Genomic DNA, 16879 nt, shown 5'->3' with positions numbered 1-16879 from the left:
GGACGGGTGGGCCGCTGCTTGGGTGGGTGTCGGGCGCTGTGGTGCGACTGCGCGTGGCTGGGGCAGTGGGGCGGGTGTCGTTACGCCAACTGTGCGGTGTTTTCGTGTTCCCATGTCGGTCGGTCGTTGCGTCCGTCAGCATCGCTCCCGTGTTGAGCACCGGCGCGATGCGCGCCCATCTGTTGGCTGCTCGTCTGGCCGGGACCGTGGCTACCTCGCGGGAGGAGAGTCTGCGGAGTTATCGGCTTTTCGCCGCTCGGGATCCTAGGGTGCTGATCGGGCTTGATCCCGAGCGGACTTGGGAGCAGCGGGATTTGATCGGGTTGATGGCCGATAAGTGCGGGGTTTCTGGCGATCCCGGGCATACAACTGGCCATGATGTGATCGATCCTGAGCGGACTCTCGTCGCGCTTGACGCCTTCGCTGCTCGGCTCGGCTCTGTCGCGGAGCGTGGCGCCACGGTGTTGCTGGGGACCGGTCATCCGCATCGGCTGCTCGGGTTCTACGCCGGGTTGGCGGACGCGCTGTCGGCGGCGGGATGTACCGTCCTCACCCCAGCGCAGGGTCACTGTGTCGACATAACGACCCGGTTCGGACTACGCACGTACAACCTTGACTACGTACGAGGAGTCGCGCTGGTGCGGGAACCCGGCGAGTTGAGCTCCGGTCGTGCGACCGGCGTACACACGCATTCGCCGCTCCCGGTTCGGACCGTGCTGGGGGCCGCCGCGGAGCAGGGCGTGGGGCTGCCCGAGCTTGTCATCGGGGACCACGGGTGGGTCTGCGGGGCAGGTCAGCTGGGGTTTGAGGCCATTGGGCTGGCCGACACGGATGATCCCGCGTTGTTCGTGGGGGAGGCCGAAGGGGTCGTGTCCGTCGTCGTTCCACTTGATGACGCTGTGCGGTCCGATTACTACCGGCCGCTTACCCGCTACGTACTCAATCGAGCGTGTCTGTCACAGTAGGCCGCCGATGGGTGCACCTCTTCCCCACTCGCATCACCCGCCCCTACATTGGGGAGTGAGCACGCAGCGACGAAGAGTCACCGGAAGGGGAAGCCGGTGGCCGTCGAGTGCGGAAGGTTCAGGTGTGTCATGGCTGCAGCTGGCGAGAGGCCTCTGAACGAGGTTCAGTTCCTTACCGTGGCGGAAGTCGCCTCGGTGATGCGAGTGTCGAAGATGACCGTGTACCGCTTGGTGCACAGCGGTCATCTGCCCGCGATCCGGGTGGGGCGGTCCTTCCGCGTCCCCGAGCAAGCGGTTCACGAGTACCTTCGCGAGAGTTATGTGGGGGTGGAAACCGCCTGATCATCGGTCGGCGACGCCCTCGATTACGACCTCAGCGCTCGGGCGGGTAGGCTGGCCCCTTGTAGGTCGTATGGGCCCATGGCGCCCAGCACCGAGTGATGAGAAGTGAGCGAGGGTAGTCGTGGGCTCTGTTATCAAGAAGCGGCGCAAGCGGATGGCCAAGAAGAAGCACCGCAAGCTGCTCAAGCGCACGCGCGTTCAGCGTCGCAACAAGAAGTAAGCGACGCTGCGCAGGCAGTGTGACTGTGGCCCCCCACCACACCCGGTGGGGGGCCACACGCATACCCGGAGTGCAGCACTCCTTCACATGGCCTGGTCTGGTCGTACGACTGTGGATGTCGTCACTTCGTGCATTGGGCGGTCATCACAGCGCAACATCGACCCGCTAGGTTGGCCGCAGACGGGGAACGCGGCAGGGTACGCAGGGGGACGAGTGCGGGAAGGAAGGCGCTGATCTTGGGCAAGGTCGTGCTCGTGACCGGAGTGGCCCGTCAACTGGGGGGCCGGTTCGTCCGACGCATCCAGCGTGACCCGCGGGTGGACCGGGTGATCGCCGTGGACGCCGTGCCGCCCGAGCACCATCTGGGCGGTGCCGACTTCATCCAGGCCGACATCCGGCAGCCGACCATCGCGCGCGTACTGGCCGAGACGGCCGCCGACACCGTCGTACACCTGGACGTGACGGCGATGGCGCTCGGCAGTGGCAGCCGGACCACGGTCAAGGAAACCAACGTCATCGGCACGATGCAGCTGCTCGGTGCCTGTCAGAAGTCGCCGACGGTCAAGCGGCTGGTGGTGAAGTCCAGTACGAACGTGTACGGGTCGGCGCCCAGAGATCCCGCTGTCTTCACCGAGACCACCCCGCCCAAGTCCCTGCCCAGCGGCGGGTTCGCCAAGGACGCCGTCGAGGTCGAGGGCTATGTGCGCGGGTTCGCGCGGCGGCGGCCCGATGTGGCCGTGTGTGTGCTGCGGTTCGCCAACATCCTCGGGCCGAGCGCGGACACGCCGCTCGCCTCGTACTTCTCGCTGCCGGTCCTGCCGACCGTGTTCGGGTACGACCCCCGGTTGCAGTTCGTCCACGAGGACGACGTGATCGAGGTGTTGCGCATCGCCTCGCACGAGCCGGAGCGGGGCACGCTCAACAGCGGCACCTTCAACATCGCCGGCGACGGGGTGCTGCTGCTCTCGCAGTGCTCGCGGCGGCTCGGGCGGCCGACCGTGCCGCTGCTGCTGCCTGCCGTCACCTGGGCGGGCTCGCTGGTCCGTACGCTGGGGGTGACGGACTTCTCGCCCGAACAGATCCGGCTGCTCACCCATGGCCGGGTCGTGTCGACGGTCCAGATGCGCGAGACGCTCGGATTCCGGCCGAAGTACACGACGGCGGAGACCTTCGCGGACTTCGCGCGGGTCCGCGGTCCCGGGCTGCTGCCGCCGGAGGCCCTCGCGGGGGCCGTCGACCGGATCGCCGCGCTGCCCGCCCTGGGCGGCGGCCACCTTCCGAGCCACCCCCCGACGCAGAGCGCCAACTGAGGAGCGCATCAACGATGGCGGACGCCAAGGTCATTCCGTTCGACGACGACAGGTCCCGCGGGGCTGCCGTGCAGCGGCCGGCGCGGCGGCGCGGTGCGGGGAGCCGGCGTAAGGAGTCCTCGCTGGTCCGTGAGGTCCAACCCCTGCCCAGCAGGGCGTCGGCGCAGGATGATGTTCCTGTGACGCGTGAGGAACAGTCGCCGCCGGTCGGGCCGCAGGACGAGGGCGGTACCGGCGGTATCGAGCGGCGTATCGCCGGTGGTCTGTCGTTCCTGCGCCGCCGTCTCACCGGGGACTACGACGTCGACGACTTCGGTTACGACGAGGAGTTGACCGACCAGGTCCTGATGTCGCTGCTGCGGCCGGTGTACGAGAAGTACTTCCGGGTCGAGGTGAAGGGCATCGAGAACATCCCGGCGGAGGGCGGCGCGCTGATCGTCGCCAACCACTCCGGGACGCTGCCGCTGGACGGCCTGATGATGCAGGTCGGCGTCCACGACAACCATCCCGCGGGCCGGCATCTGCGCCTCCTGGCGGCGGACCTGGTCTTCATGCTGCCGGTGGTGAACGAGCTGGCCCGTAAGCTCGGCCACACCCTGGCCTGCGCGGAGGACGCCGAACGGCTGCTCGGCCAGGGCGAGTTGGTCGGGGTCATGCCGGAGGGCTTCAAGGGCATCGGCAAGCCGTTCAGCGAGCGCTACAAGCTCCAGCGGTTCGGCCGCGGCGGCTTCGTCTCGACGGCCCTGCGCAACGGCGCCCCGATCATCCCGTGCTCGATCGTGGGCGCGGAGGAGATCTACCCGATGATCGGCAATGCCAAGACCCTGGCCCGCCTTCTCGGCTTCCCGTACTTCCCGTTGACGCCGACCTTTCCGTGGCTCGGTCCGCTCGGTGCGATTCCGCTGCCGACGAAGTGGACGATCCAGTTCGGCGAGCCGATCCACACGGACGGCTATCCGCCGGAGGCGGCGGAGGACCCGATGCTGATGTTCAACCTGACGGACCAGGTACGCGAACAGATCCAGCACACGCTCTACAAGTTGCTGGTGCAGCGGCGGTCGGTGTTCTTCTAGTTGGTGGTACGACAGTGGGGGCGCCCTTCCTGAGAAGGGCGCCCCCACTGTCGTACGGCCGTCTCTAGCTCGCGTCTTCTCCGTCGATGCCCAGGCCGGGCAGGAGGCCCGGGAGGAGGGGCGGGAGGGTGACGTCCGGTTCGGTGGACGGGGTGGTGGTGGGCGTGGAGGTGCTGGTGCCGGTCTCCGGGGGGTCCAGGAGGCCGCCGGTGTTGCCGCCCAGCAGGCCGTCCTCGCTGCCGGACGAGGCGGAGTGGCTGGGGCTGCCGGAGCCCGTGCCCGTGCCGTCGGACGTGTTGCTGCCCTTGCTCGGGGCCGTCGAGCGGTCGGAGCCGGAGGTGCCCGTGGACGCCGTACCGGAACCGCTCTGCCTGCTGCCCGTGCCGCCGCCCTGGGTGGGGGGCTGGGGGAGCAGGGACTCGAGCGGGGCGACCTCTTCGTCTATGGCGTCGAACACCGACGACACCTGCTGACTGACGTCGCCCAGCTGGACCGGGAGGCGGTCGCGGAGGGCGCCCCAGACCTCGCGGTGCGAGCGCGAGAAGGAGGACAGGGCCTGGATGGGGCCGAGGGAGTCCGGGTCGCGTTCGTACGCCTCGTGCAGCAGGCGGTGGCCTTCTGAGGCGTCGTACTGCATGCCCGACAGGGCGCGGCGGATCTCGCCCAGCGACTCGTGGTCCAGTTGGCCGCCGCGGTCGCGGTCCATCAGCCTGCGGGCCTCGTTGAGCCGGGTGGAGGCCTGGTCGAGATAGGACTGGCCGCGCTCGTCGGCCCCGTCGGACAGGTAGTTGAGCTTGAAGTCCTCGATGCCGCGTTTGAGGCCGTAGAGGGAGTCGCCGGGGAGGGCGTCCGAGCTGGCCGCCGCGACCCCGCCGAAGGCTCCCGCGGCCACGCCGACGCTGAGCCCGCCGGCGGCCAGGCCCTTGGTGAGCCGGGAACGCGGTCGTAGTTTGCCCAGTCCGGTCGCCCGGTGGGCGCCTCGCGCGCGATGCGAGCGCTGCTCGGGCACCGACGCGTTGCCTGTCTCGCCCCCGACGGTGCCCTCTTGGAGCATGGCCTCGAACGCTGCCACCAGCTGGGCCCGCTGGACGACCTTGACCTCGGGATCCAGCTCCGGTTTCGGCAGCTCGCCGAGACATTCCGCGAGGGCCACCATGCGGCCGCTCCCGGTCTGTTCGGCGGCGGCCGGGTCGGGCGCCGGTCCTTCGGCCTCTTGGGCCGCCGTGCCCCGGTCGGACTCGTCCTCCAGGGCCTGGGCGAAGGCGTTCGCCCGCCGGTGCGCCGATACGTTCGCGATCACTGGCGGCACCTCCTCTCGTCATGACGGTCGACTCCCCAGGGGGTCCTGAGGGTTGCACGCCCTGACCGCATGCACTCGATCGAGTGATCGAAGTCGGCCAGGGAGTGACCACAGGGAGCCTGCATCCCGCACAACGAGCGGCGCGGCACTTGGGTTACGGACTGCGGATGATCGGATCGCGAAGTCAACGGACTTTAACCGACCGTGAGTTGGGTGTCGCGGAAAGTGGCGGAGCGTGGCGTGAGTCAGCGGGCGTCTTCCGGCAGCAGCCGGGCGAGGGTGCGGACGGCCCGGTACTGGAGGGTCTTGATCGCGCCCTCGTTCTTGCCCATCACGCGCGCGGTCTCGGCGACGGACAGGCCCTGGAGGAAGCGGAGCGTCACGCACTCCTGCTGTTGTGGATTGAGCCGGCGCACGGCGTCGAGGAGCGCGGCGTTGGAGAGGGACTCCAGGACCGAGTCCTCCGGGGAGCGCTCGACCTCGTTGGCGTCGAGCATCTCGCCGGTGGTCACTTCCAGGCGGAAGCGGCTCGACTTGAAGTGGTCGGCGACGAGGTTGCGGGCGATCGTGACGAGCCACGCGCCGAAGTCGCGGCCCTGCCAGGTGAAGGTGCCGATCCTTCTGAGCGCCCGCAGGAACGTCTCGCTGGTGAGGTCCTCGGCGGTCGCCTTTCCGCCCACGCGGTAATAGATGTACCGGTAGACGGTGTCGCTGTACTGGTCGTAGAGCCGCCCGAACGCGTCGGCCTCGCCGGCCTGGGCCCGCTCCACGAGGTCCATCATCCGGGCGCTGTCGCTGTCCGCCGCGGGACGGCGGGCGGTGGTGGTGGCCGCGCCGGCCGAGCGTCCCCTTCTGCCGACGGCCGCGCTGCTCTCGGCCAGTGCGTAGCACGGGCCGGTTGGTGCGGTGGCTACGGCAAGGGCGGGGACGGCGTACGCGGTGGGGACGAAGCGCATGAGGTTGTTGACCGTCGCGCGCAGCGTAGCCAGGCCCGAGGCGTCAACCCCGACGTGTGAGTACACGGGACTCCCAGAGGCAGAGCTTCCATCACGTGCAGTACGGGACCGTTCACCCGTCGTAGCGACGGAGGGGTACCGGATTGCGTCTGAGGAGAATAACGCTTCGTGCAGGCACTGCTACACCCAGTTGCTCTATTCATCGATTACGTCGCTTCTGTAACCGATTGATGCCCTCTCAAGTACCGCAGAGTGACCGGTTGTTGATCGTTTGAGATCGAGTTCCGGTCAGGGTCGGGGCGTGTTGTGGCCGTGTGCCGACAAGAGGACTGGGTGAGGGTGGTGGGGGGTATCGGTTGGGATTTGGGTGCGGGTGCGTCGTGGCTGGTCGCGCAGTTCCCCGCGCCCCTGGGTGGGTTACCGGCGCCGGCGATGAAGAGCGATCGCGGCCGCAGTGCCTCCGGCTACCGCGCCTACTCCCGCTGCCGCCGGGATGCCGACCTTCGCGGCCTTCCTGCCGGTGCGGTAGTCGCGCAGGCGCCAGTCCAGTTGGCGGGCGTGCTTGCGCAGTTTTGTGTCCGGGTTGATCGCGTAGGGGTGGCCGACCAGGGAGAGCATGGGGATGTCGTTGTGGCTGTCGCTGTAGGCGGCGCAGCGGGAGAGGTCCAGGCCCTCCGCCGAGGCCAACGCGCGTACCGCTTCCGCCTTTGCGGGGCCGTGGAGCGGTTCGCCGACCAGCTTGCCGGTGTAGACGCCGTCCACCGATTCCGCGACCGTGCCCAGCGCGCCGGTCAGGCCGAGGCGGCGGGCGATCACCTGGGCGATCTCCACGGGGGCCGCCGTGACGAGCCATACCTTCTGGCCCGCGTCCAGGTGGGCCTGGGCGAGGGCGCGGGTGCCGGGCCAGATGCGCTCGGCCATGTACTCGTCGTAGATCTCCTCGCCGATGGACATCAACTCGGAGACGCGGTGGCCCTGCACGATGGAGAGGGCCGAGTCGCGGGCCTCCTGCATGTGTTCGGGGTCCTCGATGCCGGCCAGCCTGAACCAGGCCTGCTGCCAGGCGAACTTGGCGAGGTCGCGGGTCTCGAAGAACTTCCGCTTGTACAGGCCCCGGCCGAAGTGGAAGAGCGAGGCGCCCTGCATCACCGTGTTGTCGAGGTCGAAGAAGGCGGCTGCCTTGTCGTCGCCGAGTACCGGGAACTCCGGTTCCGGGGTTGAGGTCTCCTCGACCTCCTGTGACGACTTGCGCGCGGCCTCCGCCGAGGCCTCGCCTGCCAACACGCTCCGCGCCGTGGCGGAGCGCCTACGGGGAGTGAGCCATCCGAGAGCGGCCATGGCGTGAGCATAGCCAGTTTGTTCGGAGCTTCCGGAGTCGAGAGGTTTGGAGGGTGTGAACTCTCCGCGACTCCGCCGTTAAAGGACTGCTCGCGGGCGGGTCGAGGGGCGCGGGACAATGGCCGGTATGAGTCCTCTTTTCCGCCGGAAGCCGTCCGTGGCGCCTCAGGACCGGCTGGTCACCCTCATCCGCAAGCCCGGTTGTCATCTGTGTGATGACGCACAGGCCGTGGTGGAGAGGGTGTGTGGCGAGGTCGGGGCGCGGTGGGAGCAGAAGGACATCTCCACAGATCAGACGCTGCACGACCAGTACTGGGAGCAGATTCCGGTCGTACTCGTCGACGGTGAACAGCACACGTTCTGGCGGGTGAACGAAGATCGACTGCGTAGGGCACTGACCGAGTAGTCCAAACGATCCGCAAACTCGCTTAGGATCGTTGGCGGCTTGGCCTTGGGGGTGGGATTCGTGAGGAGAGTGACCCGTTTTGCCCCCGAGACCGCAGTGCGTGACGCCGGTCACGTTGGCCGGGCAAATCGGACACCATCTTTGTGCACGCGTTCACAAAGACATAGCCTGCTTTCGACGGGGCGGTCTGGGTACGTGTGACCGCCTTCAGCCCCGCTCTACCCGCAGGAGCACCGTGGCAACTGGCCGAACTCACCGACCGGCGACCCGTAGCCGAGGGATTCCCGAGGCCACCGTCGCCAGGCTTCCGCTGTACCTCCGCGCGCTGACCGCACTGTCGGAGCGCTCGGTCCCCACGGTCTCCTCCGAGGAGCTCGCGGCCGCGGCGGGGGTCAACTCCGCGAAGCTGCGCAAGGATTTCTCCTACCTCGGTTCTTACGGAACGCGTGGTGTCGGGTACGACGTCGAGTATCTCGTCTACCAGATCTCCCGTGAACTGGGGCTGACCCAGGACTGGCCGGTCGTGATCGTCGGTATCGGCAACCTCGGCGCCGCCCTCGCCAATTACGGCGGGTTCGCCTCCCGTGGCTTCCGGGTCGCCGCGCTCATCGACGCCGACCCGGCCATGGCAGGCAAGCCCGTCGCCGGGATCCCCGTGCAGCACTCCGATGATCTGGAGAAGATCATCGAGGACAACGGCGTCTCCATCGGGGTCATCGCGACCCCCGCCGGTGCCGCCCAGCCGGTCTGCGACCGGCTCGTGGCCGCCGGTGTCACCTCCATCCTGAACTTCGCGCCGACCGTGCTGTCCGTTCCGGACGGCGTCGACGTACGCAAGGTGGACCTGTCGATCGAGCTTCAGATCCTCGCCTTCCACGAGCAGCGCAAGGCCGGTGAGGAGGCCGCCGCCGGGAACGACGGGGGAGCTCCGGCCGCCGCCGCGCGCACCGAGTCCGCCGACAAAGGGCCCGACGGGGACGTACCCGCCGTGATGCCGGCATGAGTCTCCTCGTCGTAGGGCTGAGCCATCGCAGCGCTCCGGTCAGCGTGCTGGAGCGGGCGGCGCTGAACGCCGACGCCCAGATCAAGCTGCTCCAGGACACGGTCGCCGCGGAGCCGGCCGCCGAGGCCGCGGTGCTCGCCACCTGCAACCGCATCGAGCTGTACGCCGACGTCGACAAGTTCCACGCCGGTGTCGCCGAGTTGTCCACGCTGCTCGCCCAGCACAGCGGGGTGGGGCTGGAGGAACTCACTCCCTATCTGTATGTGCACTACGAGGACCGGGCGGTTCACCACCTGTTCTCCGTCGCCTGCGGGCTCGACTCCATGGTCGTCGGGGAAGGGCAGATCCTCGGGCAGATCAAGGACTCGCTGGCCAAGGCGCAGGATCTGCACACCGCCGGGCGGCTGCTCAACGATCTTTTCCAGCAGGCGCTTCGGGTCGGCAAGCGGGCGCACTCCGAGACCGGGATCGACCGGGCCGGACAGTCGCTGGTGACGTTCGGGCTGGAGCAGCTCGCCTCCGGCGGAGAGGTCGCGGACTGGGCCCGGGGCAAGCAGGCGCTGGTTATCGGGGCCGGGTCGATGTCCTCGCTGGCCGCGGCGACGCTGGTGCGGGCCGGGGTCGGTGAGGTGGTCATCGCCAACCGGACCGCCGAGCGGGCCTCGCGGCTGGTCGAGATTCTCAATGAGGGCGCCTCTTCCGACTCCGCTGGTGGGGACGTGGTGGCCCGCTCGGTACCGATGGATGCGGTGCCGGGCGAGCTGACACGTGCCGATGTCGTGGTCTCTTGTACGGGCGCGACCGGGCTGGTGCTCACTGGTGACGCCGTTTCGGGGGCCGTTCGTGGGCGGGTGCCGGATGTGGGGGTTGGGCGCGGGGACGTGGCGCGGCCCGGCGCCGGCGGGGTGCCGTCTGCGCCCACCCGTGCCGCCCAGGCGGCACGACTGCCCGCAGGCTCTGTGGACGACGACAGTTGCCCCCTCGACCTGAACACCCCCGGCTTCTCCGTGCTCGGCGAAGCCGCCGTTGCCGGGATGGCCGCCTCCGAGCTTGAGCAGCACGCCGCCTGGGTCGACAACGCTCCCCGGCCGCAGAACGCCGCCTCTGTTGTCGACGAGGCCGAGGCCATCGCCGCGCTCGCCGCCGCCGCCGCTTCCGTCGGGCGGATCCCTGAGCGTCGTAAGCCCGAGCCCGTCGCCGAAGCGCAGCGGCCCGCACCCGTTCTCTTCCTGCTCGACCTCGCCATGCCCCGCGACATCGACGCCGCCGTGCACCGGATCGCCGGGGTGCGGCTCGTGGACATCGAGTCGCTGGCCGAGGCTTCCGCCGACGCTCCCATGGCCGCCGATGTCGACCAGGTGCGGCGGATCGTCGCCGACGAGGTGGCCGCGTTCGGGGCCGCACTGCGGGCCGCGCACATCACGCCCACCGTCGTCGCGCTGCGCACCATGGCCGCCGATGTGGTGGCCGGGGAGATGGCCCGGCTGGAGGGGCGCCTCCCGGGGCTCGACGAGAAGCACCGCGGCGAGATCACGCAGACCGTGAAGCGCGTGGTGGACAAGCTGCTCCACGCACCGACCGTACGGGTCAAGCAGCTCGCGGCCGAGCCCGGCGGTGCCGGGTACGCGGACGCGCTGCGGACCCTGTTCGACCTCGACCCGGAGACGGTGGCCGCCGTCTCCCGGGCCGAGGACAGCAACACCAATGAGAAAGACCGAGGGTCGGCATGAGTACCAAGGCGCTACGGCTCGGGACCAGGCGGAGCAAGCTCGCCATGGCCCAGTCCGGGCAGGTGGCGGACGCCGTGAGCCAGGTGACCGGGCGGCCCGTCGAGCTCGTCGAGATCACGACGTACGGAGATGTGTCGCGGGAGCAGCTCGCGCAGATCGGCGGCACGGGTGTGTTCGTGACCGCTCTGCGGGAGGCGCTGCTCAAGGGTGAGGTGGACTTCGCCGTCCACTCGCTCAAGGACCTGCCGACCGGGCAGCCCGACGAGCTGTCGCTCGCCGCGATCCCGCAGCGCGAGGACCCGCGGGACGTCATCGTCGCCCGGGACGCGCTGAAGTTCACCGACCTGCCCCGCGGGGCCCGGATCGGTACCGGCTCGCCGCGGCGGATGGCCCAGCTGAACGCGTACGCACGCGCCCATGGGCTGGACATCGAGACCGTGCCGATCCGGGGGAACGTCGACACCCGGATCCGGTACGTGCACGACGGTGAGCTGGACGCGGTGGTGCTGGCCGCGGCCGGGCTGAACCGCATCGGGCGCAGCGAGGAAGTGACCGACTTCCTGTCGGTCGACACGGTTTTGCCCGCTCCCGGCCAGGGAGCACTCGCGATCGAATGCACCGCGGACAACGCGGAGCTGATCGCCGCGCTCGGAGAGCTCGACGACCCGTTCACGCGGGCCGCCGTGACTGCCGAGCGGTCGCTGCTCGCCGCCCTGGAGGCCGGCTGCTCCGCCCCTGTGGGCGCGCTGGCCGACCTGCTGGCCGACGGGCACGTTGTCAAGGAAATGCGCCTGCGAGGGGTGGTCGGTACCACCGACGGCTCTCGTACGGTGCAGATGTCCACCACCGGTCCCGTGCCCGAGACATACGACCAAGCAATGGCGCTCGGCCGTGAACTCGCGGCCGAGATGCTTGCCCAGGGCGCGGCCGGTCTGATGGGGGAGCGAGCACAGTGAGCCCCACCGCCCTTCCTGCCGCCGGTCCTGAACACGGGCACGTCACCTTCCTGGGTGCCGGACCCGGGGATCCGGGACTACTGACTCTGCGCGCCGTGGAGGCGCTGGCGAGCGCGGACGTCCTCGTCGCCGAGCACGAGGTGCTCGACGTCGTACGCGTCCACGCCCGTTCAGGCGTCGCCGTCGTGAACACGGAACCGGGGTCCTCCGCGGACCCGCTTCCGGGCACAGGCGCGCCTCAGCTGACGGTTGTTGACGGTTCATCAGCAACCGCGGGTGTCCCTGCCGTGAGGGATGCCGCACATCTTGTCATGGAGGCCGCGCGGGGCGGCAGGCGGGTCGTGCGTGCGGTGTCCGGGGACCCCGGGCTCGACGCGTACGCCGCCGAGGAGATGCTGGCGTGCGCCCGCGCCGGGGTGCCTTTCGAGGTGGTTCCCGGGGTCGCGGCCGCGGTCGGTGTGCCCGCCTACGCCGGTGTCCCCCTGCGGGACGCCCAGGGCGCGGACGTGCGGTTCGTGGACGCCCGGACCGCCTCCGACCGGTGCTGGACGGAGGTGGGGGCCTCGGACGGCACGGTCGTCGTGTCGACCACCCTCGACTCCGTCGGCGCCGCGGCCGGTGAGCTGGTGGCCGCGGGCCGTAAGCCCGACACCCCGATGACGGTCACGGTCGCCGGTACGACCACGCGTCAGCGGACGTGGACCGCCACCCTGGGCACCATCGCCCTGACGCTCAAGCAGGCCAAGGTGCTGCCCTCGCCGGAGGGCGGGCGGCCGGTGATAGCCGTGGTCGGTGAGCGTTCCGCCGCCGCCCAGCGCGACCAGTTGTCGTGGTTCGAGAACAAGCCCCTGTTCGGGTGGCGGGTGCTCGTGCCGCGTACGAAGGAGCAGGCGGCCTCGCTCTCCGACCAGCTGCGGTCGTACGGTGCCGTGCCGCACGAGGTGCCGACCATCGCCGTCGAGCCGCCGCGCACGCCCCAGCAGATGGAGCGGGCGGTGAAGGGGCTGGTGACGGGGCGGTACGAGTGGATCGCCTTCACGTCGGTCAACGCCGTCAGGGCCGTGCGGGAGAAGTTCGAGGAGTACGGGCTTGATGCTCGGGCTTTTGCGGGCATCAAGGTGGCCGCGGTGGGTGAGCAGACCGCCAAGGCGCTGATCGCGTTCGGTGTGAAGCCGGATCTGGTGCCCAGCGGGGAGCAGTCGGCTGCGGGGCTCCTTGAGGACTGGCCGCCGTATGACCCTGTGTTCGATCCCATTGACCGGGTCTTCCTGCCGCGCGCCGACATCGCCACCGAGACGCTGGTGGCCGGGCTGATCGAGCTCGGGTGGGAGGTCGACGACGTCACCGCCTACCGGACCGTGCGGGCCTCGCCGCCGCCGGCCGAGACGCGGGAGGCGATCAAGGGGGGTGGCTTCGACGCCGTTCTCTTCACGTCGTCCTCGACGGTGCGGAACCTGGTGGGTATCGCCGGTAAGCCGCACAACGTGACGATCATTGCGTGTATTGGGCCTGCCACGGCCAAGACCGCCGAGGAGCATGGGCTGCGGGTGGATGTGATGGCTCCCGAGCCGTCCGTGCACAAGCTTGCCGAGGCGCTGGCCGACTTCGGGCTGAAGCGGCGTGCGGCGGCGGTTGAGGCCGGGGACCCGGTGACTCGGCCGAGCGAGCGGCGGCCGGGGGCTCGGCGGAGGCGGACTACTACCTGACGTGCTCTGTGCTTGTGCGGGCCGTCGTGGGCTTTGATGCCTGCGGCGGCCCGTTCTGGTGTGTGGGGGCTCGCTGTCCGGCCGTGCGGCGCCGACTGGGCGTCGGTAACGGGGGGTGTGGGGCGGGCGTAGCTTAGGGGTATGTCGAAGTACGGATCGTTTCCTGGTAGTCGGCCTCGGCGGTTGCGGACCTTGCCCGTGATGCGGCGGATGGTCGCTGAGACTCGGCTGCATCCTGCTGACTTCATCCTTCCCGCGTTTGTGCGGGAGGGCGTCAGTGAGCCGGTGCCGATTGCTGCCATGCCCGGCGTTGTGCAGCACACCCGGGACAGTTTGAAGAAGGCTGCGGCTGAGGCTGTCGCCGCCGGGATCTCCGGGATCATGCTCTTCGGGGTGCCGGAGGAGAGCAAGAAGGACGCTCTGGGGACTCCGGGGACCGATCCTGACGGGATTTTGCAGGTCGCGCTGCGCGATGTGCGGGCCGAGGTCGGCGACGAGCTGCTGGTGATGTCCGACGTGTGTCTCGACGAGACCATCGATCACGGGCATTGCGGGGTGCTCGATGATCAAGGGCGCGTCGACAATGACGCCACCCTTGAGCGGTACGCCGAGATGGCTCAGGTGCAGGCCGATGCCGGGGCCCATGTGGTCGGGCCCAGCGGGATGATGGACGGGCAGATCGGTGTCATCCGTGACGCCCTCGACCAGATCGGGCGGGAGGATGTCGCCATCCTCGCCTACACCGCCAAGTACGCGTCCGCGTTCTACGGGCCGTTCCGTGAGGCCGTCGGGTCCTCGCTGAAGGGGGACCGCAAGACCTACCAGCAGGACCCCGCCAACGCGCGGGAGTCGCTGCGGGAGTTGGCCCTCGACCTGGAGGAGGGGGCCGACATGGTGATGGTCAAGCCGGCCGGGCCCTACCTCGACATCCTGGCCAAGGTCGCGGACTCCGTGGACGTTCCCGTCGCCGCCTACCAGATCTCCGGCGAGTACTCGATGATCGAGGCCGCCGCCGAGAAGGGGTGGATCGACCGGGAGCGGGCCATTCTCGAGACCCTCACGGGTATCAAGCGCGCTGGAGCGCAGAACATCCTCACCTACTGGGCCGTTGAGGCTGCCCGCATGCTCAACGACGGTCGTCAGTAGGACAGGGCGTCGTCCGCCGTCGTCTGCCAGTACGTCGGCGTCAGGGTGCTGTCGTAGTACACGCCCTTCGCCGGCAGCGCCGGGGTCGCCGACGCGCCGCCGTCGCTGTTCGGGGTGCCCGCCTGGAACATGACCGCCAGCTTCTTGCCCGTCGTGCCGCCGTCGCCACTGCCGTCGGCGGCCGACAGGAGCACACCGGCGTAGCCGGACTCACCCGGGTTCAGGGTGACGACCGCCTGGGGGTGCGAGGCCTCGACCGGCCGCGGTGCCCACTGCATCTCGTCGAAGCGCAGCACCGGGTAGTAGGTGAGGTTGCAGGGCTTGGAGCCCGTGTTCTGCACTGTCAGGAGCATGTGGTTCAGGGGGCGGGAGACCGGCTGGGCGGTGGTCGTGGTGTTGGAGCCGTTGCAGAAGGCGTAGGCCGCGGGGTCGTTGTCGTCCTCGGTGGGGGCTGTGGAAGGCTTCTGTGACGGGGACTTCGTGGAGCTGCCCGCCGGAGTGGCGGCCGGCTTGTCGGCGGCCGGCTTCTGCGTCGTCGGCGTCGCGGTCGTCGGCGTCGCGGTCGAAGTCGCCGATGCCGTCGGCTTTGACGCCCCCTCGTCCGTCGTGCCCGTTCCGTCATTGCACGCGGTCAGTGCGAGGGTGGCGAGGGTGACTCCGGCGGCGGCGAGCAGGTGGTGGCGGACGATGCGCATGGCAAGTTCCCTTTCGGAAGCGCTGGTTGGGATGATCAAAGCTTGTGGGGGATCGCGTCCCGGCCGCCACAGCTGACGGACCATTCGGGATGCTGGAACGCCGAAAAGGGTTCTGACCTGGGAGAACAGTCCGTTCCTGGAACGTGGGAACGGGACGATACGGGGGTGGAGAACAGTGACCGACGGCCCTGCCGCGGACGCTTTCGCCGAGTTTTTGCGTGAGTTGAAGGACCGCTCCGGACTCAGCTACGGAGTGCTCGCCAAGCGCCTTCACATGAGTACGTCGACGCTGCACCGCTACTGCAACGGCGATGCCGTACCGACCGACTACGCGCCGGTCGAGCGGCTCGCGCGGCTGTGCAAGGCGTCGCCGGATGAGCTCGTCGAACTGCATCGGCGGTGGGTGCTGGCGGACGCGGGGAGGGGGAAGAAGGGGGCGGCCACGCCAACGGCCGAGGCAGCGGCGCCGGTTGCGGCGGTTGCGGCGGTGGTGCCTGAGGCGTCGGTGGTGCCGGTGGTGCCGGTGGTGTCTGAGGTGCCTGAGGTGCCTGAGGTGCAGCCTCGTCGTCGGCGGCGTACCGCCCTCGTCGCCGCGATCGCCGTCGCCGCTGTCCTCGGTGCCGTCGGGCTTGCCCTGGGGCTGCCCTCGGGTGGGGACGACGACCGGGGTGAGCGGCCCGCCGGGTCCGTGTCCGTCGCCGGTGATGACGGGGCGGGCAAGGGCGGGTCCGCGTCGCCGTCGCCCTCGAAGAGCTCGCCGTCCGCCTCACCCACGGCCACCGCGAAGGACAAGGACAAGGGCAAGGAGAAGGGCACCGGCGCGCAGGCGACCGTCACGCCCTCGGTCTCCTCCGGGGCCGGTTCCTCCACCGCCGTTCCGCTGACCGTCGCGGCCGCCCCGTACTCCTGGGAGAGCCCCTGCTCCCAGCGCTATCTCATCGACAAGCCGCCCGGCGAGGTGCCTCCGCCGCCGATCGAGCAGGACGCGGCGGCGTGGGTGGCGGCCACGGGGGCGGTGTCGTCGGGGGAGCAGTATGTGACGCTCACCGTGCAGGGCACCGGTGCGGAGACGGTGGTCGTCAAGGATCTGACCGTGCACATGGCCGGCAAGCGGTCGCCGGTCGCCTGGAACGACTACGCGATGGGATACCCGGGCGTGGGCTGCGGCGGCAATGTGCCGACCCGGTCCTTCACCGTGGCCCTCGACGCGACACGGCCCGCGGTCGTGCCCGAGGCGGGGCACCGGGACTTCCCGTTCAAGGTGAGCGAGTCGGACCCCGAGGTCTACTACATCCGGGCCGACGCCTCCGCGTACGACGTCAGCTGGTATCTGGAGCTCGACTGGTCCAGCGGTTCGCGCAGCGGCACGCTGCGGATCGACGACGGGGGCAAGCCCTTCCGGACCTCCGGCAACAACGGGCGGCCCGCCTACGAGTTCCCGCTCGGCGGGGATGCCTGGGAGGCCGGCGACGGGTCGTCGTGAGTCCGGGACGTCGAGGACGACGGGCCCTCGTCGCGTATGCCCTCGCCGTCCTCGCACGCCGTGAGGGTGAACACGGCGACCACGACCGTCAGCGCGGCGAGCAGCCGGGCGGGGCGGGCGGTGGGTGCGGACCTCGACATGACACGGCCCTCTCTGGTGGGGGAGTTCGGCGGGCCCAGCTTGTGGGGTCGTGCGTGGGCGAGGCCAGGGGTGGCGGGAAATTCGGGACGTCGGAGTGGTGGGACGGGCT

Annotated in this window: 17 protein-coding genes; 12 read left to right on the top strand and 5 right to left on the bottom strand. The window is 69.6% G+C overall.

All coding sequences use genetic code 11. The features are described from left to right. Window positions 1–149: 149 nt before the first annotated feature. The 5 genes from OG866_RS19225 (at window position 150) to OG866_RS19205 (ending at window position 3910) form a co-directional block, all read left to right on the top strand. Window positions 150–965 (top strand): phosphatase, encoded by an 816-nt coding sequence (locus OG866_RS19225; protein ID WP_329336304.1) that lies wholly within the window; start codon window positions 150–152, stop codon window positions 963–965. 129 nt (window positions 966–1094) lie between these two features. Continuing rightward, window positions 1095–1307 carry a helix-turn-helix domain-containing protein gene (locus OG866_RS19220; RefSeq protein WP_004984898.1) on the top strand — a complete coding sequence of 71 codons (213 nt, stop codon included), beginning with the start codon at window positions 1095–1097 and terminating at the stop codon, window positions 1305–1307. A 121-nt stretch (window positions 1308–1428) separates the two neighbouring features. Then, window positions 1429–1527, top strand: coding sequence for a 30S ribosomal protein bS22 (locus tag OG866_RS19215; protein WP_003948845.1), 99 nt, complete (start codon window positions 1429–1431; stop codon window positions 1525–1527). Window positions 1528–1763: 236 nt separating this feature from the next. Next, window positions 1764–2837 carry an NAD-dependent epimerase/dehydratase family protein gene (locus tag OG866_RS19210; protein WP_329336303.1) on the top strand — a complete coding sequence of 358 codons (1074 nt, stop codon included), beginning with the start codon at window positions 1764–1766 and terminating at the stop codon, window positions 2835–2837. Between the two features lie 14 nt (window positions 2838–2851). Next, entirely contained in the window at window positions 2852–3910 is a 1059-nt protein-coding gene (locus tag OG866_RS19205; RefSeq protein ID WP_329336301.1) for a lysophospholipid acyltransferase family protein, read from the top strand. 64 nt (window positions 3911–3974) lie between these two features. Here the strand turns inward: OG866_RS19205 and OG866_RS19200 are convergent, their stop codons facing one another. The 3 genes from OG866_RS19200 to OG866_RS19190 all read right to left on the bottom strand — a co-directional run bounded on the left by OG866_RS19200 (window position 3975) and on the right by OG866_RS19190 (window position 7504). After that, window positions 3975–5210 carry a DUF5667 domain-containing protein gene (locus OG866_RS19200; protein ID WP_329336300.1) on the bottom strand — a complete coding sequence of 412 codons (1236 nt, stop codon included), beginning with the start codon at window positions 5208–5210 and terminating at the stop codon, window positions 3975–3977. 245 nt (window positions 5211–5455) lie between these two features. After that, window positions 5456–6232 (bottom strand): ECF subfamily RNA polymerase sigma factor, BldN family, encoded by a 777-nt coding sequence (locus OG866_RS19195; protein WP_329336298.1) that lies wholly within the window; start codon window positions 6230–6232, stop codon window positions 5456–5458. A gap of 351 nt (window positions 6233–6583) precedes the next feature. Then, the gene (locus OG866_RS19190; RefSeq protein ID WP_194083959.1) at window positions 6584–7504 is read right to left on the bottom strand and encodes an HAD family hydrolase; all 921 of its coding nucleotides are present in this window, start codon (window positions 7502–7504) and stop codon (window positions 6584–6586) included. A gap of 118 nt (window positions 7505–7622) precedes the next feature. Between OG866_RS19190 and OG866_RS19185 the strand changes: the two genes are divergently transcribed. The 6 genes from OG866_RS19185 (at window position 7623) to hemB (ending at window position 14451) form a co-directional block, all read left to right on the top strand. Then, window positions 7623–7910: a glutaredoxin family protein gene (locus OG866_RS19185; protein WP_329336296.1), complete on the top strand. Its 288-nt coding sequence runs from the start codon at window positions 7623–7625 to the stop codon at window positions 7908–7910. 235 nt (window positions 7911–8145) lie between these two features. After that, window positions 8146–8913, top strand: a complete 768-nt coding sequence (locus OG866_RS19180) for a redox-sensing transcriptional repressor Rex (RefSeq protein ID WP_329336294.1) — start codon at window positions 8146–8148, stop codon at window positions 8911–8913. Then, on the top strand, window positions 8910–10643 hold the full coding sequence (locus OG866_RS19175) for a glutamyl-tRNA reductase (RefSeq protein WP_329336292.1): 1734 nt from the start codon (window positions 8910–8912) through the stop codon (window positions 10641–10643). The genes OG866_RS19180 and OG866_RS19175 overlap by 4 nt, the downstream gene beginning before the upstream one ends. Next, complete coding sequence (hemC, locus tag OG866_RS19170) at window positions 10640–11599, top strand: hydroxymethylbilane synthase (RefSeq protein ID WP_329336290.1); 960 nt, start codon at window positions 10640–10642, stop codon at window positions 11597–11599. The genes OG866_RS19175 and hemC overlap by 4 nt, the downstream gene beginning before the upstream one ends. Then, on the top strand, window positions 11596–13305 hold the full coding sequence (locus OG866_RS19165) for a bifunctional uroporphyrinogen-III C-methyltransferase/uroporphyrinogen-III synthase (protein ID WP_329336288.1): 1710 nt from the start codon (window positions 11596–11598) through the stop codon (window positions 13303–13305). Before hemC ends, OG866_RS19165 begins: the two co-directional genes overlap by 4 nt. 141 nt (window positions 13306–13446) lie before the next feature. Beyond that, the gene (gene hemB, locus OG866_RS19160; RefSeq protein ID WP_329336287.1) at window positions 13447–14451 is read left to right on the top strand and encodes a porphobilinogen synthase; all 1005 of its coding nucleotides are present in this window, start codon (window positions 13447–13449) and stop codon (window positions 14449–14451) included. Here the strand turns inward: hemB and OG866_RS19155 are convergent. Next, the gene (locus OG866_RS19155) at window positions 14445–15146 is read right to left on the bottom strand and encodes a DUF4232 domain-containing protein (protein ID WP_329336286.1); all 702 of its coding nucleotides are present in this window, start codon (window positions 15144–15146) and stop codon (window positions 14445–14447) included. The genes hemB and OG866_RS19155 overlap by 7 nt on opposite strands. Window positions 15147–15321: 175 nt before the next feature. Between OG866_RS19155 and OG866_RS19150 the strand changes: the two genes are divergently transcribed. Further along, entirely contained in the window at window positions 15322–16629 is a 1308-nt protein-coding gene (locus tag OG866_RS19150) for a helix-turn-helix domain-containing protein (RefSeq protein ID WP_329336284.1), read from the top strand. On the opposite strand, the gene OG866_RS19145 is transcribed toward OG866_RS19150, so the two are convergent. Continuing rightward, complete coding sequence (locus tag OG866_RS19145) at window positions 16575–16769, bottom strand: hypothetical protein (RefSeq protein WP_329336283.1); 195 nt, start codon at window positions 16767–16769, stop codon at window positions 16575–16577. The two genes, OG866_RS19150 and OG866_RS19145, sit on opposite strands and share 55 nt — an antisense overlap. Between the last annotated feature and the right edge of the window lie 110 nt (window positions 16770–16879).

The sequence above is a fragment of the Streptomyces sp. NBC_00663 genome (genome assembly GCF_036226885.1).
In the GTDB taxonomy this organism is placed as follows: Bacteria; Actinomycetota; Actinomycetes; order Streptomycetales; family Streptomycetaceae; genus Streptomyces.
Note: the sequence above shows the minus strand (reverse complement) of the source record. Positions and strands in the feature narration are given on the sequence as shown.